Origin of the sequence: Selenomonas sp. F0473 (assembly GCF_000315545.1) — a bacterium.
Lineage (GTDB): Bacteria > Bacillota > Negativicutes > Selenomonadales > Selenomonadaceae > Centipeda.
Window position 1 is genome coordinate 1,726,375 of the sequence record NZ_JH992902.1, and the last position, 23,305, is coordinate 1,749,679.

A 23,305-nucleotide genomic window follows, 5' to 3' on the forward strand; every position below is an offset into this window, starting at 1 on the left:
ATGAAGACCTATCAAGAGGCGGGGGCCGCGCTGATCTTCGTTACGCACAATATCCGTGCGGGCGCCTATCTCGGGGACCGGCTGCTGATTCTGCGCGGCGGGCGCGTGGTGGAGACGGGGAAAACGGCGGATGTCACGGCGCATCCCGCCGATGCCTATACAAAGGAACTGCTGTCTGCGGTATTGGAGGTGCGGCCGTGAACGGGAAGGAGATGAAGGATCGGGAGCGGACCGCCGCCGTGCTTACGGTACAGGATGTGCGCAAATCCTTTCGGACGCGCGAGGGGATGCTCGACGTGCTGCGGGGGGTGTCGCTCTCGGTGGTGCGCGACGAGATGGTCGGCATCGTGGGGGCCAGCGGCTCCGGCAAGTCGACGCTCTTTCGCGTGATCGCGGGGATCGAGCGCCCGGACAGCGGATCGGTCTCCTACTGGGGCGTCGTCCGGCTGGTGTTTCAGGATCCGCGCGAGGCATTTTCCCCGCGCATGCAGATGCGGGAATTTTTCCGCAGCGCGCTGGCATACGATAAGGAGGCGGCGCGGGGGGATCTGGAGGAGCGCGTCGCCGCGATGCTCGGTGAGGTGCAGCTTCCGCCGCGCGTGCTGGATGCGCTCCCGCATCAGCTGTCGGGCGGCGAGCTGCAGCGCGTCATCATCGCGCGGGCGCTGCTCCAGCAGCCCGACATCCTGCTCTTTGACGAGCCGACGAGCGCGCTCGATGTGATCACGCAGCGCCAGATCCTCGATCTCATCGCCGATCTGCGGAAGCGGTTCCGTTTTGCGGGGCTGTTCGTCAGTCACGATCTCGGCGCGGTGCAGCGGGTTGCGCAGCGCGTCTGCGTGCTCTATGAGGGGAAGTTTGCCGAGACGCTTGATGCGGCGCGGCTCACGCAGGCGCAGCATGCGGCGACGCGGGCGCTTCTGCACGCGCAGCATGCGGCGACGCGGGCGCTTCTGCACGCGCAGCAGCTTTTATGAAGGGGTTTATTTGGTTCAGGAGGTTTTTTGATGAAACGAATACTGTCCATGTTTCTGCTCGGCGTGAGCCTTTTGGCGCTCGCCGGCTGCGGCGGAAACGCGATGAAGACGACGGCGGGCCACCTCAATCTTGCGATTTGGTGGTTCGGCGAGACGCTCGATCCCGCGCACGCGTGGGACAGCTGGACGCTGACGCGCATCGGCGCGGGCGAGACGCTCGTTGCGGTCAACGAGCATATGGAGTTTATTCCGCAGCTCGCGGACAAATGGGAGAATGTCGATCCCGTGACGTGGCGGTTCCATATCCGTCAGGGCGTGAAGTTCCAGAATGGCGATCCGATGACGCCGGAACTGGTCAAGGCCTCCATTGAGCGCAGCATGAATGAAAACGAGCGGGCGAAGAAGATCGCACGCATCAAGGAAATGCGCGTGGAGGGGGAAGACCTCGTCTTTGTGACGACGACGCCCTATGCTTCGTTCGTCTCCAGTCTTTCGGATCCCGTATTCATCATCGTGAACACGCAGGCGGATCTGTCGAAGGTTGCCTCTACGCCTGTGCTCACGGGTCCCTATACGATCACGGACTGGACCAAGGGGGTAGAGATCCAGCTGAAGCGCAACGAGCACTATTGGGACGGCACGCCCGGCCTCGAAACCGTCACCGTCAAGAATGTCGAGGACGACGCGTCGCGCGCGATGGCGCTCCAGTCGGGAGAGTTCGATCTCATCCAGCGCCTTTCGGCGGCGAACCGCTCCCTTTTCGAGAATAATGCGAACTACGGGATCTATGAGACGACCGGCGTGCGCGTGCAGATGCTGACGACGAACGAGGAGGGCGTGCTCGGCGACAAGAATCTGCGCACGGCGCTCGCCTATCTCTTTGACAGCGAGGCCCTCGCGGAGGTGTACGGCAATGCGGTCGCGGCGGGCGAGCCGTTCCCGCCGAGCATTCCGTACGGTCATCCCGGGGAGAAGATCACGCACGATCCTGCCAAAGCGGATGCGGCCTTTGCTGCGGCTGGCTATACCAAAAATGCGCAGGGGATGTATGAGAAAAACGGACAGCCGCTGACGCTGAAGTTTGCGACGTGGGGCGACAAGACCACCCTCTACGAGGCGATTGAGTCGCAGCTGCGCGAGGGCGGCGTCGATGTCAAGATGATCCATGTGCAGGAGCCGGATAAGGTGGACTCCGTCGGCGGCTTCGATCTGCTGGAGGAGGACTGGGCGGTCGCGGCGACGAACGATCCGTATTCGTGGCTGCGCGGCATGTTCTACTCCGACAGCACGTCCAACCGCGGGCACTATAAGAGCGCCGCGTTCGACGCGATCCTTGACGAGATGGCGACGGCGATGGATCCCGCGCGCAAGGACGAGCTCGTGAAGGCCGCGGCGCGGCAGCTGATCGAGGACCAGCCGACGCTGTTCCTCACGGCGCCGATGACAATCCTGGCGGGCAAATCAAATGTCAAGAACGTCAAGATTTTCCCCTTGGATTACTATCTGCTGACCAAAGATGTCACGGTCGAGTAGGCATTGCATAGAGCTTTTGATTTGAGAAAGGGAAGGCCGGATTTTATGAAAAAACATGTTCTCAGCGCGCTCGTCGGCGCGGCGCTCATCGGCGCGTTTGCTTCCTCTGCCGCGGCCGCGGCGAACCCGTTCAGCGATGTCCCGCGCGACCATTGGGCGTACGACGCCGTGACGCAGCTCGCGGCGGACGGCGTCGTCGAAGGCTACGGCGACGGCACTTACCGCGGCGACCGCTCCATCACGCGCTACGAGATGGCGCAGATGACGGCGCGCGCGATGGCGAAGGGCGACCTGTCCGCATCGGACCGCGCGCTGGTCGACCGCCTTGCGGCGGAGTTCGCGGACGAGCTGAACAATCTCGGCGTCCGCGTCTCGAACCTCGAGCGCAACGCCGATATGGTGAAGTGGGAAGGCGAGCTGCGCTACGTCTACCTGAGTTACCGCGACGAGCGCACGGACGGCGTGAAGGATAAGCACAATACGAATATGCTCCAGATCCGTATTCTGCCGAATGCGGAAATCAATAAAAACTGGCGCGTCAAGGCGCGTCTGACGGGGACCACCGCCCTCGCCAAGGACCAGGCGGGCAATGTGGCGCTCAGCTATCTCTACGCAGACGGCAATTATGACAAGCTGCGCATTCAGCTCGGCAAGATGTCCCATTTCTGGTCGTACTCCGACGACGGCCTTGTCGCCGATTCGTGGTTCTCGGGCGGCATCGTCACCTACGGCTCGAAGATCAAGGTCATGGCGGAGGCGGGGCGCTGGAACATGAAGAGCGCGCACGTCGGGATCTCCGGCTATGTGCCGGCGGGCGGCGACACGTCGAACCATCAGGGGATCGGCATCGACTATGCGAACGGTAAGCTGCAGGCGGGCGTCGCGTATCGCCGCTGGGAGGCGGAGACGTTCCGGCTGCTGCCGCAGTACCGCAGGAACGGGACGAGCAATCGGGCGTCTATCTGGTCGGTCGGCGCCAAGTACAGCTTTACGAAGAACGTCGCCCTTGCCGCACGCTTTGCGGAAAATACCGAGGCGGACAATTACAATCGGTCGTATAACTTCCAGCTGAACTACAAGGGATCCAATACGAAGGATCCGGGCTCGTGGGGCGCGTATGTCGCCTACCGCCGCCTCGGCGGCTACAGCACGCTCATGCCGACCTATGAGATCCACCGGCAGACGTATAAGACGCCCGTACATGACGGGGAGTTCGGAACGAAGGGCTGGGTCGTCGGCGGCAGCTTCGCGCCGATGATGAACACGAACATCGACGTCGGATATTTCCACGGCAAGTCGCTGAACACCGGAAAATCCGCCGAGACGCTCTATACGCGTGTGCAGATGTTCTGGTAAATAACTGAAGACTGCCTGATATACGGCGGAGACCGCGCGAAACGCATGCGTTTCGCGCGGTTTCCGTTTGTTCGCCGTTATTGATATCCGTGTGCGTCGGGGCTTGCACATTTTGCGATTATATTGTAGGCTATGTCCCGGATTGAATGAACTTGATATTTTTGATATATAGCGGAGGAAGAAATACGATGATCGAAGCGTGGCTCAAAAGTGCGCCGCGTCCGACGACGTTCTGCGCCGGCGTTTCGGCGGCGGCGCTCGCGATGAGCTTTGCGGGGGTTCCCGATTTGCCCGCCGATCCCGCATGGATTGCGGTCATTCTGTGCGGCGTTCCCATTCTCTATGTCGCGGGGCGCGGCATCATGGACGGGTTTGACATCCGCGCCGGCGTCCTCGTCTCGCTCGCCCTCATCGCCGCGCTGCTGACGAAGGAGTATTTCGCCGCGGGCGAGGTCGCGCTCATCATGCAGATCGGCACGCTGCTTGAGGACTGGACGGTCGCGCGGGCGCGTGCGGGGCTCGAGGGACTTGCGGCGCTTGCGCCGCAGGCGGCGCACCGCCTGCGCGGGGATGTGCAGGAGACGGTTCCCGCGGCGGAGGTGCGTGCCGGCGATCTGCTGGTCGTGCGCGCGGGCGAAACCGTACCCGTCGACGGTACGGTGACGGCGGGGGAGAGCGCTGTGGACGCCGCCGTCATGACGGGCGAATCCCTGCCCGTGGATAAGCGTGCGGGCGACGCTGTCATCAGCGGCACGGTGAACACCTACGGCACATTTACCATGCGGGCGGAGAAGGCCGCGACGGATTCCTCCCTCCAACGCATGATCGCGCTTGCGCGTGAAGCGGATGCGAAAAAGGCGCCCATCGTGCGGCTGGCCGACCGCTGGGCCTCATGGCTCGTCGGCATCGCGCTCGCCTGTGCGCTGCTCGTCTGGTGGGGGACGGGCGAGCTCGTGCGCGGCGTTACGGTGCTTGTCGTCTTCTGCCCCTGCGCCTTCGTGCTCGCCACGCCGACGGCCGTCGCGGCGAGCATCGGCAACCTCACGCGTCACGGCGTTTTGATCCGTACGGGGGACGCGCTTGAACGTCTTGCCCGGGTTCAGACCGTCGCCTTTGATAAGACGGGGACGCTGACGCACGGGACGCCTCGGGTTGTTGCCGTACGCGCGCTGTCGGGCGCGTATACCGACGAAGAGGTTCTGCGGCTCGCCGCCGCCGCGGAGCAGCATTCCGAGCACCCGCTGGGACGCGCCGTCGTCGCGGCGTATTTGGAGCATGGAATGCCGCTGCCGTCGGCGCGGGATACGCAGGTGCGCGCGGGGCGCGGCATCACAGCGGAGGTCGAGCGCCGGAAGATTACGGTCGGGAGCCCAGCGCTGCTCGCAGAATATGCGGCGGCCGATACGGCGGAACAGCGTGCCGCCGCCTATGCGCGGGACGGCGCGACGGTCAGCTGCGTTGCCGTGGATGACGAGATTATCGGCATCGTCGCGCTCGCCGATACGCTGCGCGCAGAGGCCGCGGCCGTCGTCGCTGCGCTGCACGCGCGGGGCATCGACACCGTCCTGCTCACGGGGGACAGCGCCGCCGCCGCGGAACATATCGGCGCGCAGGCGGGGATTGCGGAGCTGAGGAGCGCCCTTCTCCCCGCCGATAAGATGAACTATGTTGCGGACGAACGGCGCCGCATCGCGATGGTCGGCGACGGCATCAACGACGCGCTCGCGCTGAAGGCGGCCTATGTCGGAGTCGCCGTGGGCGGCGTCGGCTCGGATATCGCGGCGGCGTCCGCGGACGCGGTGCTCGTTGCGGGAGGCGTGCGGCGGCTCCCCCATCTCTTCGCGATGGCGGAGCGCTGTATGCGGAAAGTGCGGCAGAATATCTTCCTCGGCCTCTGCATCAACTTCGTTGCCGTTGCGCTCTCGGCGCTCGGCCTGCTGACGCCCGTCACGGGCGCCCTCTGGCACAACGCGGGATCGGTTCTTGTCGTCGTGAACGCGGCGCTCCTGCTGCGCGCGCGGGATGACTGAGCGCAAAGGTTCTGCCGCATATGACTTAGGGGAAAATCAAACGCGCATCGGAAACGGGGCTGCTGCACTCTAGTTGTGCAACAGCCCCGTTGTGCCGTATCTATTATTTTTCCTCCATGAGCCGCACAAGCAGCGCGCGGCATCCCGCGTCGACATCGCGGTAGGTTGTTTCGAAGTCGCCCGTGTACCACGGGTCGGCGACATCGCGGCGTTCGCCGACAAAGGAGAGGAGCATATGCGTCTTGCCCGCGGGATCGCCGTTTGTGAGGCGGTCAAGATCGCGCATGTTCTCTTTGTCCATGCCGACGATGCAGTCGTAGGCATCGTAATCCTCGCGCCGCATGAGCGCGGCGCTTCGCTTCGTGAAAGGAATGCCGTGCGCGCGCAGGACCTCCCGGGTGCCGCGGTGGGTGTCGCTGCCGATCTCGTCCGCGCGCATCGCTTTTGATTCGACGCTGATCTCATCCGCGATGCCCGCCGCGCGCACAAGGGATTTCATGACGAACTCCGCCATCGGCGAGCGGCAGATGTTGCCGTGGCAGACGAATAAAATTTTCTTCATAGGCAGCCTCCTCATCGGTTCAAGGTTCATCTCGGCCATATTGCGATTCTATCGTAAAAGTCGGCGTATCGCAACCGCCGCCGCTTGTCTTTTGTATATGAAGATGCTAGAATACGAATGAAACGGCAAACTGGGCAAAGTATCATGTGGGAGTTGAGTTTCGATCGTGTGTAAAGCCGGAGATGTGAGAAAGAGGAAGGCCGCGGTGCGCGGAGGTTTTGCGGCGCTGCTCTGTGCGGCGATTGCCGGCGCGGGGACGAATGTCTGCGCCGCGCCGTCGCTGGCGCGCCCGGGGGAGGACATCGCGGATCAGGCGGTGCGGCCGGAGATCGGCGTCGAGGATCGGACGCCGACATATCGGCAGGATGATTTTGAGGCGCACTTCACGGTGGAGAATTTCGTTCTTGAGGCGCCGGAATTGAATCTCGACAAGGAAGAGCTTTCGCGGATTCTCGAAGAGGGGATGGGCTCCGGCAAGACCATCGCGGATCTGCGCCGTACGGTCGACGCGCTGACGACGTACTGCCGTACGCACGGCTATCCTGCCGCCGCGGCCTATCTTCCGCCGCAGGAGAGCATGGACGGCGTGATTGTCCTGCGCATTATTCCGGGGCGCTACAATGATATCCGGATTGAGAACAACAGCAGACTCAAGACGCCCGTGGCGCAGCGCATCATCGCGGGGCTGAAGCGGGACGATATCATCACCACGGCAAAGCTGGAGACGGCGCTCTATTCGGTCTCGGATGCGACCGGGGCGCGCGCGGTCGGCGTGCTGAGCCCAGGGGCTTCGTTCGGCACCAGTAATCTGACCGTGCGGATCGAGGACTCGAAGGAGTCGAATACGGTGTTCTATGTCGAGAACTACGGCAGTACGAGCACGGGGCGCTACCGCTACGGGCTGCAGGAGACGCTCTATGATCCGTCGGGCGCGGGGGATAAAGTGAGCGCAGGCGCGATCGTCTCGAACGGGAGCCTCCGCAATTTCTATGTGAACTATGAGACGGTCGTCGGTCATGGAGGCACGACGTTCGGCCTCGGCGTTTCGCGGATGAACTATAAGGTCGGCGGCGCGCTCGCGGCGATCGGCGCGGAGGGGAATTCGCTGACGCTGACGCTCTTCGGGCAGGCGCCGCTCTATCACATGACGAACCGCAGCCTCACATTCCGCTACGGCTATAACTACCGCGATTTGAACGACGATATCACGGGGTTTGATCTGGAAGGGAAAAAGCATACGCACAGCGTCTATGCGGGGCTCGTCGGGATGCGGCGGATGCGCGGCCTCCTGCTCAACTATAATATGAACTTGACGCTCGGGCATCTGTCCTACGATTCGACGTATACGAATATTCTTGGCATGATCAATCGAACGAACGAGGGCGCCTATGAGAAACTCGAAGCGGATATGACGGCGGTGCAGCGGCTCGGCAATGCGACGGATCTCATGGTCAAACTGTCGGGGCAAAAGGCGTGGCAGAATCTCGACAGCTCGGAGGATTTCTATCTTGGCGGGCCGAACGGCGTGCGTGCCTACGCGCAGGGCGAGGCGTCGGGCGACGAGGGGCTGCTCGGCACGGCGGAGCTGCGCTGGCACACGCCGCTGCGCGGACTCACGCTCAGTACGTTCTATGACGCCGGCACGGTTTGGCTCAGCCGCAGCCACCTTGCGGGGACAACCAACCGCATGACGCTGCGCGGCTGGGGCGTCGGCGCGGCGTACAGCAATCCGGGCGATTGGTTCGCGCGTCTCGACTATGCCCGCCGGATCGGGCTCGATACGCTGGTATCGCCGAAGAATGCCGCGTCGGGACGCGTTTGGTTCCTCATGGGCAAGATTTGGTAGCCGCGGCACGCCGGGACGGTGGGCGGAGACAACGGGTTAGGCTATGAGACTGCGACGAAAACCGTGGATTGATACGGCAATTTTGGATTATGCGGACTTTGTGACCCCGCGCGGCGGGGATTGGCAGCATCATGCGGGACGTTGGGCGGAGGAATTTGGCCGTACGGCGCCGCTCCATATCGAGATCGGCGTCGGTAAGGGGGACTTCCTTACGGAACTCGCCGCGCGGCATCCCGCGGTCAACTATGTGGGGCTTGAGGCGCAGCAGGGCGTGCTCTACTTTGCCGCGCGCAAGGCGGCGGCGCGGGAACTGAAGAATATCCGCCTCCTCGTTTTCGACGCGGCGCGGCTCACAGAACTGTTCGCGCCGGGCGAGGCCGATCGTATCTATTTGAATTTTTCCGATCCGTGGCCGAAGAAGCGTCATGCGAAGCGGCGGCTGACGAGCGAGGTATTCCTCGCGCGCTATGCCGCCGTGCTGCGTCCGGGTGGGGAGATTCGCTTTAAAACGGATAACGAGGGCCTTTTTTCGTATTCGTTGGAGACGCTGGCGGCCGAGGGGTGGCGGATCTCGGATGTGACGCGCGACCTCCATGCGCTGGGCGACCCGGAGAATATTATGACGGAGTATGAACGCAAATTCAGCGCGCGCGGCGCGAAGATCGGGTACCTCGCGGCGCGCCTGCCGCAGGAGGATACGTGATGCGTACGCGCTATGCGCTCTTTAAGAGTGAGACGGAGCCGATCATTATCATCATGGCAATCCTCATCGTGGCAGGGACGATCAATGTGTTCAGTTCGAGCTATGTGCTTGCCGCGATGGATTTTGAGGATCCGTATTATTTCCTGTGGCGCCATCTGAAATGGCTGCTCATCGGGGCTCCGATCTGCTGGATTTGCCGAAAACTGGATTATCGGAAGTGGCGCGGACTGATGTTTGTCGGCATGGGGATCACGGTGTTCCTGCTCATCGCCGTGCTGTTTGTCGGAACGCCGGTGAACGGGGCGCAGCGCTGGCTGTCCGTCGCGGGATTCACGTTCCAGCCCGCGGAGTTTGCAAAACTGATGGCGGTCCTGATGGGCACGTTTTCCATTTCGACGGTGCTCGGGAAGGAGCATTTCCGCATGTCTGAGGATTGGCCGCGCGTCGTCGTCCCGTTCGGCGCGATTCTCGCGATGGCCTTTCTCGTCTATCGCGAGCCGGATTTTGGGACGGCCTGCATCGTGTTCGGCGTGCCGCTCCTGATGGCTGTCGCCCTCCTGATCCCGCCGCGCTACTGGCTCGCAATTGTACCGATAGGGCTCGGCCTTGCGTTTTTGATCGGCGCGCTTCAGCCCTACCGCATGAAGCGCATTGCGGTCTGGCTCGATCCGTGGTCGGATGCACGCGACGCGGGCTATCAGATGGTGCAGTCGCTCTCGACGATCGGTTCGGGGGGCATCTTCGGTATGGGATTCGGCGACGGCGTGAGCAAGTATGAGTATCTGCCGGAGGCGCATACGGACTTTGCATTTGCGATCTTTAGTCAGGAACACGGCTTTCTCGGCGTGCTCCTGATCTTCTTCCTAATCGGCGTTCTTCTGGCCTATTGTATTCGCGTTGCGGCACAGGCGAAGGACGTTTTCGGGCAGGTGCTTGCGCTCGGCATCATCTTCCTCGTCCCCGGCCAGGCGCTCGCGAACCTCGCGATGGTTGCGGGCCTCCTGCCTGTCGTCGGGGTGCCGCTGCCGTTCATTAGCTACGGCGGGTCGTCGCTCATCGTTACGATGGCGGGCATGGGGATGCTGCTCGGCATTGCCGATCGAAACCATAACGGGGAAGCCGGCGGCCCAACGAAAAAATCTGCGCCGTCCGAGCCGCCCGAAGAGCGGCGCAGCCGCATGCATGTGGTGCGATAGTGAGCGGGCTGCCGTGCGCTGCGGGCGTACGGCATTTTTCTATATTTGAGGAAGCGGATCGTTATTGTGAGGATACCGGATGTTCAGTGATTTTTTCCTAGGTCTGCAGCAGGATATCAAGATCGCGCTGCTGCCTCCGCTCATTTGCGCGGTGTTCCGCCTGATCTTTATCCTGACCTATCGTCCAAAGAAGACGCCGTTTGGCGAGTGGCGCAAATGGCTGTCTTGTTTTAACTACGGATTTTGGTGGGGGATGGACTTCAACGCGTATGTCTATCTCGCGCTTCTGCTCTTTGTCTCCGTGCCGGGGGCGTTCCTGCCCGCTTATTTTGCGGTCGGCGATACGGTGCGCACGGCGTTCGTCCTCGTTTACGCCGCGGCGCTCTATACGGCGTTCATCGGGAAGATGATCTTCTATTTCCACTTCCGCGATACGTTCAATCAGACATTGTGGCTCGGCAGGAATGCGGATAAGCGGAATTTCGCCGATATTTTCTTCAACCAAAATCACGGCGCGTGGCTCTTGTTCGGCTTTCTGCCGTACCTTGCGCTTTGCCTGATGGCCGCGCGCGGTCTGCTCTCTGTGCCGTCGATGCCGTATCCGGTCATGGCGGACGGCGCGCTTCGGTATGCGGCGAATGCGCTCGCGTTCCTCGCCGCGATTTTGTTTTTCTATTGGCTGCGCTACGGCGGAACCCTGCGGCACCGGAAAAAGCCGGAGTGGGACGAGGTGCCGACTCTTGTGAAGAACGATATGGTCCTCGGGAAGGCGACGATCGACGACTTTATCGCGCTCGAAATGGTGTGGAAACGCCCGCCGAACGCGGCGCTGCGGCATTCGGATGAGGAGGCGCGGCATATTCTCGCGGCGGTACTGCCGCAGGGGCGCGGTTTTGCGGAGCGGCCGCTTGAGGCGTATCAAAGAACCGCACGGGGGCATGGGATAGCGCCGCCGCGGCATATTTTCTTTCTCTTGGGAGAGAGCCATATGCAGGCGCTCTTTGACGCGCCCTTTGCGCGGCTGCATCTGATGGAGGCAAGCGAACGCTTTCGTGCCGATCCCCATACGGTGAGCATCAACAATTTCCTCTCGGCGGGGATGATCTCGCAGCCGTCGCTTACGAGTCTGCTCCTGGGCATCTACGATGCGGATATGGAGCTGAACGAGAATAAGGATTTTTGGAGCGGGACACTGTCGACGTCGCTGCCGCTGCAGATGAAAACGCTCGGTTATCATACGGATTTTTGGTACGGCGGCGGCCTGAACTGGGGCAGCCTCGCACATTTTCTGCCGGCGCTCGGCTTTGACGAATCCCACGGCGGCCCCGACATCTGTTCGGCCGACGCGCCGCGCACATGGCTCGGCGTGCACGACCATATCTTCCTCGCGGAGGCGGCGCGCCGCATTCGCGCGGCGGGGGAACGGCGGGGCTTTCATTTTCTCTATACGACGTCGAATCACGGACCTTATCTTCTGCCGTTTGCAGAATACGGATTCGACCCGGAGCGTGTCCTGCGGGATGCGCCCGTATCGTTTCAGGAGGAGAATCTCAGGAGACGCGGCCTTGCCTGCGCGTGGTATGCGGATCAAGCGCTCTGTACGTTCATCGACGAGATGCGGACGTCGTTTCCGGACAGCCTCTTCGTCGTAACGGGCGATCATATGGGCGGGGAACTTCCGATTGAGGAACTGCTTGAGCGACATGAAATCAGTCTGCGAGAGCGTCTGCTGACATCCTTTGCCATCCATCATCCGCAGCTGACGGCGGCGCATTTTGCCGGCAATACCATCGGCGGGCATATGAATATTCTGCCGACGCTCTTTGAACTCGTTGCGCCGAAGGGATTCGAATACTGTGCGATTGAGCGGCCGCTGACGGAGCCTATTGAACGTGTCGTTACGCCCTATGCATGGGTGACGCGTGAGGAGATTGGATTTTACGCCGAGCGTGCGGCGCAGCCTCTGACCGTATCGGCGGGTGAGATCCCACGGCAAAACGATGCAGAGCGTTATGCAGCGGAGCGTGACGGGTGGCGCGAGATGGCGGCGTTCTATGTGCGCCACCCGGAACTATTGGAGGCGTGAAAACCCGGTCATGGGCCCCGGCGTCGTTATATCACCGTGCGTATCGGTCGACGCAGCTTTTCACTGCGGCCCCCTCGCGCTCTCCTCATACCCCGTTATACTTCCGCCTACGCTTGACTCAGGTTGCGGTGAGAGGTACTGCGCCGTCCGATGAACACGCGATGTCTGCCGAAGAATTGCCGCAAAGAAGGAGCGCCTTTACGGCGGGGAGATGTGTTTTTCTTGTGCGAGGACAGATAAATTTCAAAATGGGTCGTTTTTTTACAGAAAGATACGCTAGGAGAAGTGTCAATAAAAAACTTTGTAAAATATGCGTTGACAAGGGTTTTAGCGGGTGATATTATGTGACAGTCCCCTTTTTGGAGGTGAGGATATGTCTCTGGAGAAACTGCGCTCTGCGCGCCGGATTGCCGGCGTTCGGCAGGTGCAAAAGGCCGTGATGAACGGTTCGGCGGAGATGGTATTCATCGCATCCGACGCCGATGAACGCGTGACGCACACGCTTCTTGCGGCGTGTGCGGAGAAGGACGTCGCGGTTGACCGAACGGCGACGAAGGACGAGCTCGGACAGCGGGCGCGCCTCGAAGTCGGCGCCGCCGCAGTCGCAGTACTACGGTAAAAACGCAGCCTCTGCGTTTTCCTACAAAAGAATTGGAAACTCGACGACAAAGGAAGGAGGTGCAGTATGCCAACGATCAATCAGCTCATTCGCAAGAGCAGAAAGAGCCTTGAGGAGAAATCGAAAGCACCAGCACTGAAGAACAGCCCGCAGAAGCGAGGGGTCTGCACGCGTGTCTACACATCCACGCCGAAGAAACCGAACTCTGCTCTTAGAAAGGTTGCTCGTGTTCGCTTGACGAACAGCATCGAGGTGACCGCATATATCCCCGGCATCGGGCACAATCTGCAGGAACACAGCGTCGTCCTCATCCGCGGCGGACGCGTGAAGGATCTGCCGGGCGTGCGTTATCATATCATCCGCGGCTCGCTCGATACGGCCGGCGTGCAGGATCGCGCACAGGGACGTTCGAAATACGGTGCGAAACGCGCCAAGAAGAAGTAAGCGGGAAGTATATCGTTAGGAGGTTGGGCTATGCCACGTAAGGGCCCCGTACCGAAGCGGGATGTTCTGCCGGATCCGGTATATCATTCCAAGACGGTGACGAAGTTTATCAACAAGGTGATGCTCTCAGGCAAGAAGAGTGTGGCGGAGCGCGTTGTGTACGACGCGTTCGACACGATTCGCGAGAAGACGGGACAGGATCCGCTCGAGGTATTTGAGACGGCGCTGCGCAACGTCATGCCTGTGCTCGAAGTCAAGGCGCGCCGCGTCGGCGGCGCCAACTATCAGGTGCCGATCGAAGTGCGTGCCGACCGCCGCATGACGCTCGGCATTCGCTGGCTCGTCAGCTATGCGCGTCTGCGCGGCGAGAAGACGATGGAAGCGCGCCTGTCGGCAGAGCTGATGGACGCCGCGAACAATACGGGCGCAGCAATTAAAAAGAAGGAAGATACGCACAAGATGGCGGAGGCCAACAAGGCATTCGCGCATTATCGCTGGTAAAACCGGCAGTGTAAGGAGCGATAGGAAACAGTGGCAAGAGAATATTCCCTTGAAAAAACGCGGAATATCGGCATCATGGCGCACATCGATGCCGGCAAGACGACGACCACCGAGCGCATTCTCTTCTACACGGGCGTAACGCACAAGATCGGCGAGGTCCACGAAGGCGCAGCCACGATGGACTGGATGGTTCAGGAACAGGAACGCGGCATTACGATTACGTCGGCGGCGACGACCTGCCACTGGAAAGACCATCGCATCAATATCATTGACACGCCGGGTCACGTTGACTTTACGGTCGAGGTAGAGCGCTCGCTGCGCGTGCTGGACGGCACGGTCGCCGTTCTGACCGCGCGCGGCGGCGTCGAGCCGCAGACGGAGACGGTCTGGCGTCAGGCGGAGCGCTACAATGTCCCGCGCATGGCGTATGTCAACAAGATGGACATCACGGGCGCGGACTTCTTCAATGTTATGGACATGATGCGGGAGCGCCTCAATGCGAACCCGGTAGCGATCCAGCTGCCGATCGGGGCGGAGGACGAGTTTAAGGGCATCATCGACCTCGTGAAGATGGATGCTATCGTCTATGAGGACGATCTCGGCAAGGTGACCGACGAGGTCGAGATTCCCGCGGAGTACAAAGAGCAGGCCGAAGAGTACCGCGAGAAGCTGCTTGAGGCGTGCGCCGAGGCCGATGACGAGCTGATGGAGAAGTACCTCGGCGGCGAGGAGGTCACGGAGGAGGAGATCCGCCGTGCGATCCGCAAGGCAACGATCAACTGCGAGATGACCCCGGTCACCTGCGGCACATCGTACCGCAACAAGGGCGTTCAGCCGCTGCTCGACGCGATCGTCGACTACATGCCCGCGCCGACGGATATCCCGCCGATCGCGGGCGTGAACCCCGATACGGGCGAGGCGGACAGTCGCCCGGCATCCGACAGCGCGCCGTTCTCGGCGCTTGCGTTCAAGATCATGACCGATCCGTTCGTCGGCAAGCTCGCGTTTTTCCGCGTATACTCCGGCACGCTCAACTCCGGTTCTTATGTCTTCAACGCGACGAAGGACAACAAGGAGCGCATCGGCCGTATCCTGCAGATGCATGCGAACAACCGCAAGGAGATCGACGTGGTCTACAGCGGCGATATCGCGGCTGCCGTCGGACTCAAGAACACGACGACGGGCGACACGCTCTGCGATGAGGCGCACCCGATCATCCTCGAGTCGATGGAGTTCCCGGATCCCGTCATTTCCGTTGCGGTGGAACCCGCGACGAAGAACGACCAGGAGAAGATGGGCATTGCGCTCCAGAAGCTCGCGGAGGAAGACCCGACGTTCCGCGTGCATACGGACCCGGAAACCGGTCAGGTCATCATCTCGGGGATGGGCGAGCTGCATCTGCAGATCATCGTCGACCGCATGCTGCGCGAGTTCAAGGTCGACTGCAAGGTCGGCGAGCCGCAGGTGGCGTACCGTGAGACGATCCGCAAATCGGTGAAGTCCGAGGGCAAGTTTGTCCGCCAGTCCGGCGGGCACGGCCAGTACGGACACTGCTGGCTCGAACTCTTTCCGCAGGAAGCGGGTGCCGGCTTCACCTTTGAGAACAAAGTCGTCGGCGGCGTGATTCCGAAGGAATTCATCAACCCGATCGAGGCCGGCGTTCGCCAAGCAATGGAGAGCGGCGTTGTCGCGGGCTACCCGATGGTCGACATCAAGGTCGTCGTCTACGACGGCTCGTTCCACGAAGTCGACTCCTCGGAGGCGGCGTTCAAGGTGGCGGGTTCGATGGCGTTCAAGGCGGGCGCCGAAAAGGCGAACCCGGTGCTGCTGGAGCCGTACGTCAAGGTTGAGGTCACGGTGCCGGAGGACTACATGGGCGATGTGATCGGCGATCTGAACGCGCGCCGCGGCCGTATCGACGGCATGGAGCCGCGCAACGGCGTGCAGGTCATCAACGCGTTCGTTCCGCTCTCGGAGATGTTCGGCTACTCGACGGATCTCCGTTCCAAAACTCAGGGCCGCGGGAACTACTCGATGGAGGTTTCCTTCTACGACGAAGTTCCTAAGAATATAGCTGACGCTGTAGTCGCCAAGAACAAAGGCGAATAAGGAGGCAATTTTTAATGGCAAAGGAAAAGTTTAACCGCAGCAAGCCGCATGTCAACATCGGCACGATCGGTCACGTTGACCACGGCAAGACGACGCTGACGGCTGCGATCACGAAGGTGCTCTCCGAGAAGGGCTACGCGAAGTTCGAGGACTATGCGGACATCGACAAGGCGCCGGAGGAGCGCGAGCGCGGCATCACGATCAATACGGCGCACGTTGAGTATGAGACGGATAAACGTCACTATGCGCACGTCGACTGCCCGGGCCACGCGGACTATGTGAAGAATATGATCACGGGCGCGGCGCAGATGGACGGCGCGATCCTCGTTGTGTCGGCTGCCGACGGCCCGATGCCCCAGACGCGCGAGCACATCCTGCTCGCCCGTCAGGTCGGCGTTCCGGCGCTCGTTGTTTTCCTGAACAAAGTCGATCAGGTCGACGATCCCGAGCTCCTCGAGCTCGTCGAGATGGAAGTGCGCGAGCTGCTCTCGCAGTACGAGTTCCCCGGCGACGACATCCCCGTCATCACGGGTTCTGCACTCAAAGCGCTCGAGGGTGACGAGGCGATGAAGGCGAAGATTCTCGAGCTCATGGATGCGGTTGATTCCTATATCCCGACGCCGGTGCGCGACACGGATAAGCCCTTCCTCATGCCGGTTGAGGACGTCTTCACGATCACGGGCCGCGGCACGGTCGCGACGGGTCGTGTGGAGCGCGGCGAGCTGAAGCTGAACGATACGGTTGAGATCGTCGGTCTCCAGGATGAGGCGCGCAGCACGGTCGTTACGGGTATCGAGATGTTCCGCAAGCTGCTCGACAGCGCGGTTGCGGGCGATAACATCGGCGCGCTGCTCCGCGGCGTCGACCGCAAGGACATCGAGCGCGGCCAGGTTCTCGCAAAGCCGGGTTCCATTAAGCCCCACACGAAGTTCAAGGCGCAGGTCTACGTCCTGACGAAGGAAGAGGGCGGCCGTCATACGCCGTTCTTCACGAACTATCGTCCCCAGTTCTACTTCCGTACCACCGACGTGACGGGCGTTGTCCGTCTTCCAGAGGGCACCGAGATGGTGATGCCCGGCGACAACGTCGAGATGGAAGTCGAGCTTATTACCCCGATCGCGATCGAGCAGGGGCTCCGTTTCGCTATCCGCGAGGGCGGCCATACGGTCGGCGCGGGACGCGTTACGGCAATCGAGGGTTAATCTCATTTGATATTCCCATGAGGAGGAGCGGCGCACCGCGTCGCTCCTTTTCGAGGGAGTATGGCAAAACTTCTTAAAATCATCTTTTGGAATCATACGACAGACGACGTACTCCATGCGATGACATGGCAGATGGCTATGCCCCGGCGGGGCAGAGGGAACTGCCGTGGAGAAATGTTTGGGGCGAGACCCCGGACGAAGGAGGAAAACTACTTTGGCGAAACAGCAGAAAATCAGAATTCGTTTGAAAGCCTATGACCACAAGGCGCTGGATCAGAGTGCGGCGAAGATCGTCGACACGGCGAAGAAGACCGGCGCGATGGTCTCCGGGCCCATCCCACTTCCGACGGAGAAGAACGTTTACACGATTCTCCGTTCCCCGCACGTCAACAAGGACTCGCGCGAGCAGTTCGAGATGCGCACGCACAAGCGCCTCATCGATATCCTGCAGCCGACGAACAAGACGGTCGATTCGCTCATGCGCCTCGATCTGCCTGCCGGCGTTGACATCGAGATTAAGCTCTGACAATAGGAGGTGGAAGCCTTGGCTAAGGCTATTTTAGGAAGAAAACTGGGCATGACCCAGATCTTCACAGAGGAAGGCCGCGTCGTCCCCGTGACGGTCGTCGAGTCGGGCAACAATTTGGTGCTCCAGAACAAGACCGACGAGACGGACGGCTACAACGCTGTGCAGATCGGGTTCGGCGATGTGAAGGAAAAGAACGTCAACAAGCCGCTCAAGGGACACTTTGAGAAGGCGGGCGTGAAGGCGGTGCGCTTCATCCGTGAGATGCGCCTCTCGGCTCCTTCCGAATATAACGTCGGCGATACGATCGGCGTCGACATCTTCGCGGAGGGCGACCTCGTCGATGTGGTCGGCACCTCGAAGGGCAAAGGCTTTGCCGGCGGCATCAAGCGCCACAACTTTGCGCGCGGCCCGATGGGCCACGGCTCGAAGTCGCACCGCGAGCCGGGCTCGACGGGCGCGATGATTTCGGGCCCTGGCGGACGCGTCCTCAAGGGCAAGAAGCTCCCGGGACGCATGGGCGGCGAGCGCGTCACAGTGCAGCGTCTGACGGTTGTCCGTGTGGACGCCGACCGCAATCTCATCCTCATCAAGGGCGCGATTCCGGGCCCGAAGAAGGGATTTGTCGTCATCAAAGATACCGTAAAGCCCGCGAAGCAGGCGAAGAAATAAGGAAGGGGGAACAGCAGTATGGCAAACGTAGCAGTATACGATATGTCGCATAAGCAGGTTGGCGAGATCAACTTGAACGACGAATTTTTCAATGTCGAAATGAATGCCGGTCTCCTTCACCAGGCGGTTGTCCTCCAGCTCGCATCGCAGCGTCTCGGCACGCACGCCACAAAGACGCGCGGTCTCGTGCGCGGCGGCGGCAAAAAGCCTTGGCGCCAGAAGGGTACGGGGCGCGCCCGCGCAGGTTCGACGCGCAGCCCGTTGTGGGTCGGCGGCGGTACGGTCTTTGGGCCGCATCCGCGCAAATACGGCTTTACGATGCCGCGCAAGCAGCGCCGCCTCGCCCTCAAATGCGCGCTGTCGGATAAGGTGCGCTCGGGCGACTTCATCGTTCTTGAGAGCCTTGATTTCGATGCGCCGAAAACGAAGGCGGCGGTAAAGTTGCTGAACGATTTCGGCGTCGATGCGAAGAGTCTTTTCGTCACGGCGGACGAGGCCGTGAACGTCGCGCGTTCAACGAGCAATATTCCGGGTGTGAAGGCCATCACGGCAGCCGGCATCAATGTCTTTGACATTCTCCATCACGATAAACTCTTCATTACGAAGGATGCCGTCACCCGTATCGAGGAGGTATTCGCATAATGGAAGCACGCGATATTCTCGTTCGCCCGCTCATCACCGAGCGGACGACGCAGCTCATGGCGGAGGGCAAATACGTCTTCGTCGTTGCAAAGGCTGCCAACAAAATCGAGATCGCCAAGGCGGTCGCAGAGATCTTCAAGGTGAAGGTCGCAAAGGTCAATACCGTGAACGTCCTCGGCAAGACGAAGCGCATGGGACGCACGCAGGGCAAGCGCCCGGATTATAAGAAGGCCATCGTAAAACTCGCGCCGGGCGAGACCATCGAGTTCTTTGAAGGCTGAGACGAAAGGGAGGTACGAACGTGGCAGTAAAGAGTTTTAAGCCGTATTCTGCCGGCAGACGTTTCATGACGGTCTCTTCCTTCGATGAGATCACAACGGACAAGCCGGAGAAGTCCCTCACGCGGCGCCTCACGAAAACGGGCGGGCGCAATCAGCAGGGCAAACTGACCGTGCGCCATCGCGGCGGTGGGCACAAGCGGCTCTACCGCATCATTGATTTTAAGCGCACGAAGGACGGCATCCCCGCCCGCGTCGCAACGATTGAATACGATCCGAACCGCAGCGCGCGCATCGCGCTCCTGAATTATGCGGACGGAGAGAAACGCTATATCCTCGCGCCGAACGGACTGAAGGTCGGCACGATCGTCGAGTCGGGCCCCGAGTCCGACATCAAGCCGGGCAACGCGCTCCCGCTGAAGAACATCCCGCTCGGTACGGTCATTCATGCCGTCGAGCTCAAGATCGGCAAGGGCGCACAGCTCGTCCGCAGCGCGGGCACGTCGGCGCAGCTCATGGCAAAGGAAGGCAACTACGCCCTCCTGCGCATGCCATCGGGCGAGATTCGCCGCGTGCATGTGAGCTGCCGCGCGACGATCGGCGAGGTCGGCAACCTTGAGCATGAGAACATCACCATCGGCAAGGCGGGACGCAGCCGCTGGCTCGGACGCCGTCCGGAGGTGCGCGGTACCGTTATGAACCCGAACGACCATCCGCACGGCGGCGGCGAGGGCCGTTCGCCGGTCGGACGCAAGAGCCCGATGACGAAGTGGGGCAAGATCGCGATGGGCAAGAAGACGCGCAAGAAGAAGAAAGCGTCGAACCGCCTCATCGTTCACCGCCGTAAATAATCAACCCCGATAGAGCCTCGTCGGACGGGGAAACGCCGTCCGGCGAAAGGAGGAGAAACTTTGTCAAGATCGATTAAAAAGGGGCCTTTCGTCGCAGAGAGCCTGATGAAGAAGATCGAGGCGCTCAACGAGAAGAACGAGAAGAAGGTCGTGCGCACATGGTCGCGCAGCTCGACGATCTTCCCGGACTTTGTTGGGCACACCATCGCCGTCCATGACGGCCGCAAGCACGTCCCCGTGTACGTCACGGAGGACATGGTCGGACATAAGCTCGGCGAATTCGCGCCGACACGCACGTTTAAGGGTCACGCGGGCGAAGAACGCAAGACCTCGCTGCGCTGATAGAGAGGAGGACGATTCGTGGCACAGGAAGTAAAGGCTACCGCCAAATACATCCGTATCGCGCCGCGCAAGGTTCGCATCGTGATGAACCTCGTGCGCGGCAAGAGCGTCGCCGACGCTCTCGCAATCCTGAAATTCACGCCGAAGGTCGGCGCCGACGCCGTGGAGAAGGTGCTCCGCTCTGCCGTTGCAAACGCGGAGAACAACTTCGACATGGATGTGGACCGACTGTTCATTTCCTCCGCTTTCGTTGACCAGGGACCGACGCTCAAGCGCATTCACCCGCGTTCCCGCGGGCAGGCATTCAAAATCTTGAAGCACACGTCTCACATCACGGTTGCCGTAAACGAAAAGTAATAAGGAGGGACACAGTTTGGGTCAGAAAGTAAATCCCCATGGCATTCGCCTTGGCATCGTCAAGGACTGGGATGCCCGCTGGTACGCAGACAAGGATTTCGCGCAGAATCTGCACGAGGACATCAAGATTCGCGATTACCTCAAGAAGAGCCTCCAGACTGCCGGCGTGCCCCGCGTTGAGACGGAGCGCAGCAAGAACCGCCTGAAGCTCACGATCCATACGGCCAAGCCGGGCATGGTCATCGGGCGCGGCGGCTCGGGCATCGAGCAGATCAAGGTAGGCCTCAAGGGCCTTACCGATAAGCGCGTCGACATCAATATCGCGGAGATTAAGCAGCCCGATCTCGATGCGACGCTCGTCGCGGAGAACATCGCGGCGCAGCTCGAGCGCCGCATCGCGTTCCGCCGTGCGATGAAGCAGGCGGTCGGACGCACGATGCGTCTCGGCGCCAAGGGCATCAAGATCGCCGTCAGCGGCCGGCTCGGCGGTGCGGAAATCGCACGCCGCGAGTCCTACCGCGAGGGCAGCATTCCCCTGCACACACTGCGTGCAGATATCGACTACGGCACGGCTGAGGCGCATACGACCTACGGCCGCATCGGCATCAAGGTCTGGATTTTCAAGGGCGAGGTACTCCCCGATAAGAAACAGCAGCCGAAAGCCGCCAAGGAAAGGAGCGAGGCATAATGTTACTCCCAAAGCGTGTGAAATACCGCAAGCAGTTCCGCGGCCGTATGAAGGGCAAGGCACAGCGCGGCAACACAGTCAGCCACGGTCAGTACGGCCTCGTCGCCCTGGAACCCGCATGGATTACGAACCGTCAGATTGAGGCTGCGCGTATCGCGATGACGCGTTACATCAAGCGCGGCGGTAAAGTCTGGATTAAGATTTTTCCGGATAAGCCCGTCACGGCAAAACCCGCCGAGACCCGCATGGGCTCCGGCAAAGGTTCGCCCGAGTACTGGGTTGCCGTCGTAAAGCCCGGCCGCGTCCTCTTCGAGATGGACGGCGTCGCGCGCGATGTGGCGGCGGAGGCGATGCGCCTCGCGGGACATAAGCTCCCCATCAAGACGAAATTTGTCGTACGGGAAGAACTAGAGGGCGGTGAAGTGAATGAAGGTTGATGAGATCCGCGGTCTGAGTGCCGACGAGCTCACGGAAAAACTCGCGTCGCTCAAGGAAGAGCTCTTTGGCCTCCGTTTCCAGCACGCCACCGGACAGCTCGACAACCCGATGCGTATCAAGGACGTAAAGAAGACGATTGCCCGCATCAAGACCATTCAGCGCGAGCAGGCAAACGCCTAAGAAAACGTCGATGAAATCGGCCGTTAGATTCGCACAGATTTTCGTCCTGTCTAGGAAACAAGCCAAACGCAGAGTGGCGCTCTGTGGAGGATTGTTGACGAAAAGACTGCGCAAAGACGGCGAAGCTGGTGATACGCAGAAGGAAGGAGGCTCATAGACACATGAGCGATAGAAACGTACGCAAGGTAAGAGTCGGCAAAGTCGTGTCCGATAAGATGGACAAGACGGTTGTCGTTGCTGTCGAGGAGCTCGAACAGCATAAAATGTATAAGAAACCGGTCAAGAAGACGGTCAAGTTCCACGCACACGACGAGAAGAACGACGCCCACATCGGCGACCGCGTATCCATCATGGAGACGCGTCCGCTCTCGAAGACCAAGCGCTGGCGCGTCGTCGAAATCGTCGAGCGCGCGAAGTAAGGAGGAGAGAGATCAATGATACAGCAGGAAACAATCCTGAATGTCGGCGATAACACAGGAGCGAAGGAAATCCTCTGCATTCGTGTGCTGGGTGGCTCGTACCGCAAATATGCCAACATCGGCGATGTGATCGTCGCATCGGTGAAATCGGCGGCGCCGGGCGGCACCGTGAAGAAGGGCGACGTCGTGAAGGCCGTCGTCGTTCGCAGCGTGAAGGGCAAGCGCCGTGCGGACGGTTCCTACATCCGTTTTGACGAGAATGCGGCCGTGCTCATCAAAGACGATCACACGCCGCGCGGAACGCGCATTTTCGGACCCGTTGCCCGCGAGCTGCGCGAGAAGGATTTCATGAAGATCGTCTCGCTCGCTCCCGAAGTTCTTTGAGGAGGAGGTGTTATTTTGTCACCGGCAAAACTGAATGTCAAGAAGGGCGATACGGTCGTCGTTCTTTCCGGCAAGGATAAGGGGAAGCAGGGCAAGATCATCGAGGCGCAGCCCAAGAAGGGCAAGGTCATCGTCGAGGGCGTCAACAAGGTGAAACGCCACACGAAGCCCAGCCAGAGCGCCCCGCAGGGCGGCATCATCACGAAGGAAGCACCGCTCTTCGCGAGCAAGGTGCAGCTCGTCTGCCCCGCCTGCGGAAAGGCCACGCGCATCGCGCACCGCTTCGTTGACGGGCGCAAGATCCGCGCCTGCAAGAAGTGCGGCGAAGCGATTGAGCAGTAATCTTTAGCGGAAAGGAGGAATA

The 23,305-nt window shown here is 60.8% G+C and carries 28 protein-coding genes; 27 read left to right on the top strand and 1 reads right to left on the bottom strand.

Annotated features, from left to right (window positions below; all coding sequences use genetic code 11):
• The 5 genes from HMPREF9161_RS10090 to HMPREF9161_RS07900 all read left to right on the top strand — a co-directional run bounded on the left by HMPREF9161_RS10090 (nt 1) and on the right by HMPREF9161_RS07900 (nt 5,896).
• Entirely contained in the window at nt 1-201 is a 201-nt protein-coding gene (locus HMPREF9161_RS10090; RefSeq protein WP_009729146.1) for a hypothetical protein, read from the top strand.
• On the top strand, nt 198-977 hold the full coding sequence (locus tag HMPREF9161_RS07885) for an ABC transporter ATP-binding protein (protein ID WP_009729147.1): 780 nt from the start codon (nt 198-200) through the stop codon (nt 975-977). The genes HMPREF9161_RS10090 and HMPREF9161_RS07885 overlap by 4 nt, the downstream gene beginning before the upstream one ends.
• 30 nt (nt 978-1,007) lie before the next feature.
• Nucleotides 1,008-2,510 carry an ABC transporter substrate-binding protein gene (locus HMPREF9161_RS07890; RefSeq protein WP_009729148.1) on the top strand — a complete coding sequence of 501 codons (1,503 nt, stop codon included), beginning with the start codon at nt 1,008-1,010 and terminating at the stop codon, nt 2,508-2,510.
• A 45-nt stretch (nt 2,511-2,555) separates the two neighbouring features.
• Complete coding sequence (locus HMPREF9161_RS07895; RefSeq protein WP_009729149.1) at nt 2,556-3,866, top strand: porin; 1,311 nt, start codon at nt 2,556-2,558, stop codon at nt 3,864-3,866.
• A 188-nt stretch (nt 3,867-4,054) separates the two neighbouring features.
• Nucleotides 4,055-5,896 (top strand): cation-translocating P-type ATPase, encoded by a 1,842-nt coding sequence (locus HMPREF9161_RS07900; RefSeq protein ID WP_009729150.1) that lies wholly within the window; start codon nt 4,055-4,057, stop codon nt 5,894-5,896.
• A 103-nt stretch (nt 5,897-5,999) separates the two neighbouring features.
• On the opposite strand, the gene HMPREF9161_RS07905 is transcribed toward HMPREF9161_RS07900, so the two are convergent.
• The gene (locus HMPREF9161_RS07905) at nt 6,000-6,458 is read right to left on the bottom strand and encodes a low molecular weight protein-tyrosine-phosphatase (protein WP_009729151.1); all 459 of its coding nucleotides are present in this window, start codon (nt 6,456-6,458) and stop codon (nt 6,000-6,002) included.
• Nucleotides 6,459-6,642: 184 nt separating this feature from the next.
• Here HMPREF9161_RS07905 and HMPREF9161_RS07910 point away from each other — a divergent pair, with 184 nt between their 5' ends.
• The 22 genes from HMPREF9161_RS07910 to rplX all read left to right on the top strand — a co-directional run bounded on the left by HMPREF9161_RS07910 (nt 6,643) and on the right by rplX (nt 23,283).
• Complete coding sequence (locus tag HMPREF9161_RS07910) at nt 6,643-8,304, top strand: ShlB/FhaC/HecB family hemolysin secretion/activation protein (protein WP_037348684.1); 1,662 nt, start codon at nt 6,643-6,645, stop codon at nt 8,302-8,304.
• A gap of 43 nt (nt 8,305-8,347) precedes the next feature.
• Nucleotides 8,348-9,007, top strand: a complete 660-nt coding sequence (gene trmB / locus HMPREF9161_RS07915) for a tRNA (guanosine(46)-N7)-methyltransferase TrmB (RefSeq protein ID WP_009729153.1) — start codon at nt 8,348-8,350, stop codon at nt 9,005-9,007.
• A complete protein-coding gene (locus HMPREF9161_RS07920; RefSeq protein WP_009729154.1) occupies nt 9,007-10,203 on the top strand; it encodes an FtsW/RodA/SpoVE family cell cycle protein in 1,197 nt (398 codons plus the stop codon). The genes trmB and HMPREF9161_RS07920 overlap by 1 nt, the downstream gene beginning before the upstream one ends.
• Nucleotides 10,204-10,282: 79 nt before the next feature.
• The gene (locus HMPREF9161_RS07925) at nt 10,283-12,289 is read left to right on the top strand and encodes an LTA synthase family protein (protein WP_009729155.1); all 2,007 of its coding nucleotides are present in this window, start codon (nt 10,283-10,285) and stop codon (nt 12,287-12,289) included.
• 373 nt (nt 12,290-12,662) lie between these two features.
• A complete protein-coding gene (locus tag HMPREF9161_RS07930) occupies nt 12,663-12,908 on the top strand; it encodes a ribosomal L7Ae/L30e/S12e/Gadd45 family protein (protein ID WP_009729156.1) in 246 nt (81 codons plus the stop codon).
• Between the two features lie 66 nt (nt 12,909-12,974).
• A complete protein-coding gene (gene rpsL, locus HMPREF9161_RS07935) occupies nt 12,975-13,352 on the top strand; it encodes a 30S ribosomal protein S12 (RefSeq protein WP_006307578.1) in 378 nt (125 codons plus the stop codon).
• A 30-nt stretch (nt 13,353-13,382) separates the two neighbouring features.
• Nucleotides 13,383-13,853 carry a 30S ribosomal protein S7 gene (gene rpsG / locus HMPREF9161_RS07940; protein ID WP_009729157.1) on the top strand — a complete coding sequence of 157 codons (471 nt, stop codon included), beginning with the start codon at nt 13,383-13,385 and terminating at the stop codon, nt 13,851-13,853.
• 30 nt (nt 13,854-13,883) lie between these two features.
• On the top strand, nt 13,884-15,962 hold the full coding sequence (gene fusA, locus HMPREF9161_RS07945) for an elongation factor G (protein WP_009729158.1): 2,079 nt from the start codon (nt 13,884-13,886) through the stop codon (nt 15,960-15,962).
• Nucleotides 15,963-15,976: 14 nt separating this feature from the next.
• Nucleotides 15,977-17,164 carry an elongation factor Tu gene (gene tuf / locus HMPREF9161_RS07950; protein ID WP_009729159.1) on the top strand — a complete coding sequence of 396 codons (1,188 nt, stop codon included), beginning with the start codon at nt 15,977-15,979 and terminating at the stop codon, nt 17,162-17,164.
• Between the two features lie 214 nt (nt 17,165-17,378).
• Nucleotides 17,379-17,690 (top strand): 30S ribosomal protein S10, encoded by a 312-nt coding sequence (gene rpsJ, locus HMPREF9161_RS07955; RefSeq protein WP_006695835.1) that lies wholly within the window; start codon nt 17,379-17,381, stop codon nt 17,688-17,690.
• Nucleotides 17,691-17,708: 18 nt separating this feature from the next.
• On the top strand, nt 17,709-18,362 hold the full coding sequence (rplC, locus tag HMPREF9161_RS07960; RefSeq protein ID WP_009729160.1) for a 50S ribosomal protein L3: 654 nt from the start codon (nt 17,709-17,711) through the stop codon (nt 18,360-18,362).
• A gap of 18 nt (nt 18,363-18,380) precedes the next feature.
• A complete protein-coding gene (gene rplD / locus HMPREF9161_RS07965) occupies nt 18,381-19,004 on the top strand; it encodes a 50S ribosomal protein L4 (protein WP_009729161.1) in 624 nt (207 codons plus the stop codon).
• Complete coding sequence (gene rplW / locus HMPREF9161_RS07970) at nt 19,004-19,285, top strand: 50S ribosomal protein L23 (RefSeq protein WP_009349619.1); 282 nt, start codon at nt 19,004-19,006, stop codon at nt 19,283-19,285. The genes rplD and rplW overlap by 1 nt, the downstream gene beginning before the upstream one ends.
• A gap of 20 nt (nt 19,286-19,305) precedes the next feature.
• Entirely contained in the window at nt 19,306-20,133 is an 828-nt protein-coding gene (gene rplB, locus HMPREF9161_RS07975; protein WP_009729162.1) for a 50S ribosomal protein L2, read from the top strand.
• Between the two features lie 60 nt (nt 20,134-20,193).
• On the top strand, nt 20,194-20,475 hold the full coding sequence (rpsS, locus tag HMPREF9161_RS07980) for a 30S ribosomal protein S19 (RefSeq protein WP_006695832.1): 282 nt from the start codon (nt 20,194-20,196) through the stop codon (nt 20,473-20,475).
• 18 nt (nt 20,476-20,493) lie between these two features.
• A complete protein-coding gene (gene rplV / locus HMPREF9161_RS07985) occupies nt 20,494-20,832 on the top strand; it encodes a 50S ribosomal protein L22 (RefSeq protein WP_006307561.1) in 339 nt (112 codons plus the stop codon).
• A gap of 16 nt (nt 20,833-20,848) precedes the next feature.
• Nucleotides 20,849-21,520 carry a 30S ribosomal protein S3 gene (gene rpsC, locus HMPREF9161_RS07990; RefSeq protein ID WP_009729163.1) on the top strand — a complete coding sequence of 224 codons (672 nt, stop codon included), beginning with the start codon at nt 20,849-20,851 and terminating at the stop codon, nt 21,518-21,520.
• Nucleotides 21,520-21,957 (top strand): 50S ribosomal protein L16, encoded by a 438-nt coding sequence (rplP, locus tag HMPREF9161_RS07995; RefSeq protein ID WP_009349623.1) that lies wholly within the window; start codon nt 21,520-21,522, stop codon nt 21,955-21,957. The genes rpsC and rplP overlap by 1 nt, the downstream gene beginning before the upstream one ends.
• Complete coding sequence (rpmC, locus tag HMPREF9161_RS08000; protein WP_006307553.1) at nt 21,947-22,138, top strand: 50S ribosomal protein L29; 192 nt, start codon at nt 21,947-21,949, stop codon at nt 22,136-22,138. The genes rplP and rpmC overlap by 11 nt, the downstream gene beginning before the upstream one ends.
• A 161-nt stretch (nt 22,139-22,299) precedes the next feature.
• Nucleotides 22,300-22,557 (top strand): 30S ribosomal protein S17, encoded by a 258-nt coding sequence (rpsQ, locus tag HMPREF9161_RS08005; protein WP_006691170.1) that lies wholly within the window; start codon nt 22,300-22,302, stop codon nt 22,555-22,557.
• Nucleotides 22,558-22,572: 15 nt separating this feature from the next.
• Nucleotides 22,573-22,941: a 50S ribosomal protein L14 gene (gene rplN / locus HMPREF9161_RS08010; protein WP_009729164.1), complete on the top strand. Its 369-nt coding sequence runs from the start codon at nt 22,573-22,575 to the stop codon at nt 22,939-22,941.
• Nucleotides 22,942-22,956: 15 nt separating this feature from the next.
• Nucleotides 22,957-23,283, top strand: coding sequence for a 50S ribosomal protein L24 (gene rplX / locus HMPREF9161_RS08015; protein WP_009729165.1), 327 nt, complete (start codon nt 22,957-22,959; stop codon nt 23,281-23,283).
• The last annotated feature ends 22 nt before the right edge of the window (nt 23,284-23,305 follow it).

Coding starts and splice junctions, on each gene's coding strand:
- HMPREF9161_RS10090 (WP_009729146.1), top strand. CDS start 1: ATGAAGACCTATCAAGAGGCGGGGGCCGCGCTGATCTTCGTTACGCAC.
- HMPREF9161_RS07890 (WP_009729148.1), top strand. CDS start 1,008: ATGAAACGAATACTGTCCATGTTTCTGCTCGGCGTGAGCCTTTTGGCG.
- HMPREF9161_RS07895 (WP_009729149.1), top strand. CDS start 2,556: ATGAAAAAACATGTTCTCAGCGCGCTCGTCGGCGCGGCGCTCATCGGC.
- HMPREF9161_RS07900 (WP_009729150.1), top strand. CDS start 4,055: ATGATCGAAGCGTGGCTCAAAAGTGCGCCGCGTCCGACGACGTTCTGC.
- HMPREF9161_RS07905 (WP_009729151.1), bottom strand. CDS start 6,458: ATGAAGAAAATTTTATTCGTCTGCCACGGCAACATCTGCCGCTCGCCG.
- trmB (WP_009729153.1), top strand. CDS start 8,348: ATGAGACTGCGACGAAAACCGTGGATTGATACGGCAATTTTGGATTAT.
- HMPREF9161_RS07920 (WP_009729154.1), top strand. CDS start 9,007: ATGCGTACGCGCTATGCGCTCTTTAAGAGTGAGACGGAGCCGATCATT.
- HMPREF9161_RS07925 (WP_009729155.1), top strand. CDS start 10,283: ATGTTCAGTGATTTTTTCCTAGGTCTGCAGCAGGATATCAAGATCGCG.
- HMPREF9161_RS07930 (WP_009729156.1), top strand. CDS start 12,663: ATGTCTCTGGAGAAACTGCGCTCTGCGCGCCGGATTGCCGGCGTTCGG.
- rpsL (WP_006307578.1), top strand. CDS start 12,975: ATGCCAACGATCAATCAGCTCATTCGCAAGAGCAGAAAGAGCCTTGAG.
- rpsG (WP_009729157.1), top strand. CDS start 13,383: ATGCCACGTAAGGGCCCCGTACCGAAGCGGGATGTTCTGCCGGATCCG.
- tuf (WP_009729159.1), top strand. CDS start 15,977: ATGGCAAAGGAAAAGTTTAACCGCAGCAAGCCGCATGTCAACATCGGC.
- rplD (WP_009729161.1), top strand. CDS start 18,381: ATGGCAAACGTAGCAGTATACGATATGTCGCATAAGCAGGTTGGCGAG.
- rplW (WP_009349619.1), top strand. CDS start 19,004: ATGGAAGCACGCGATATTCTCGTTCGCCCGCTCATCACCGAGCGGACG.
- rplP (WP_009349623.1), top strand. CDS start 21,520: ATGTTACTCCCAAAGCGTGTGAAATACCGCAAGCAGTTCCGCGGCCGT.
- rpmC (WP_006307553.1), top strand. CDS start 21,947: ATGAAGGTTGATGAGATCCGCGGTCTGAGTGCCGACGAGCTCACGGAA.
- rpsQ (WP_006691170.1), top strand. CDS start 22,300: ATGAGCGATAGAAACGTACGCAAGGTAAGAGTCGGCAAAGTCGTGTCC.
- rplN (WP_009729164.1), top strand. CDS start 22,573: ATGATACAGCAGGAAACAATCCTGAATGTCGGCGATAACACAGGAGCG.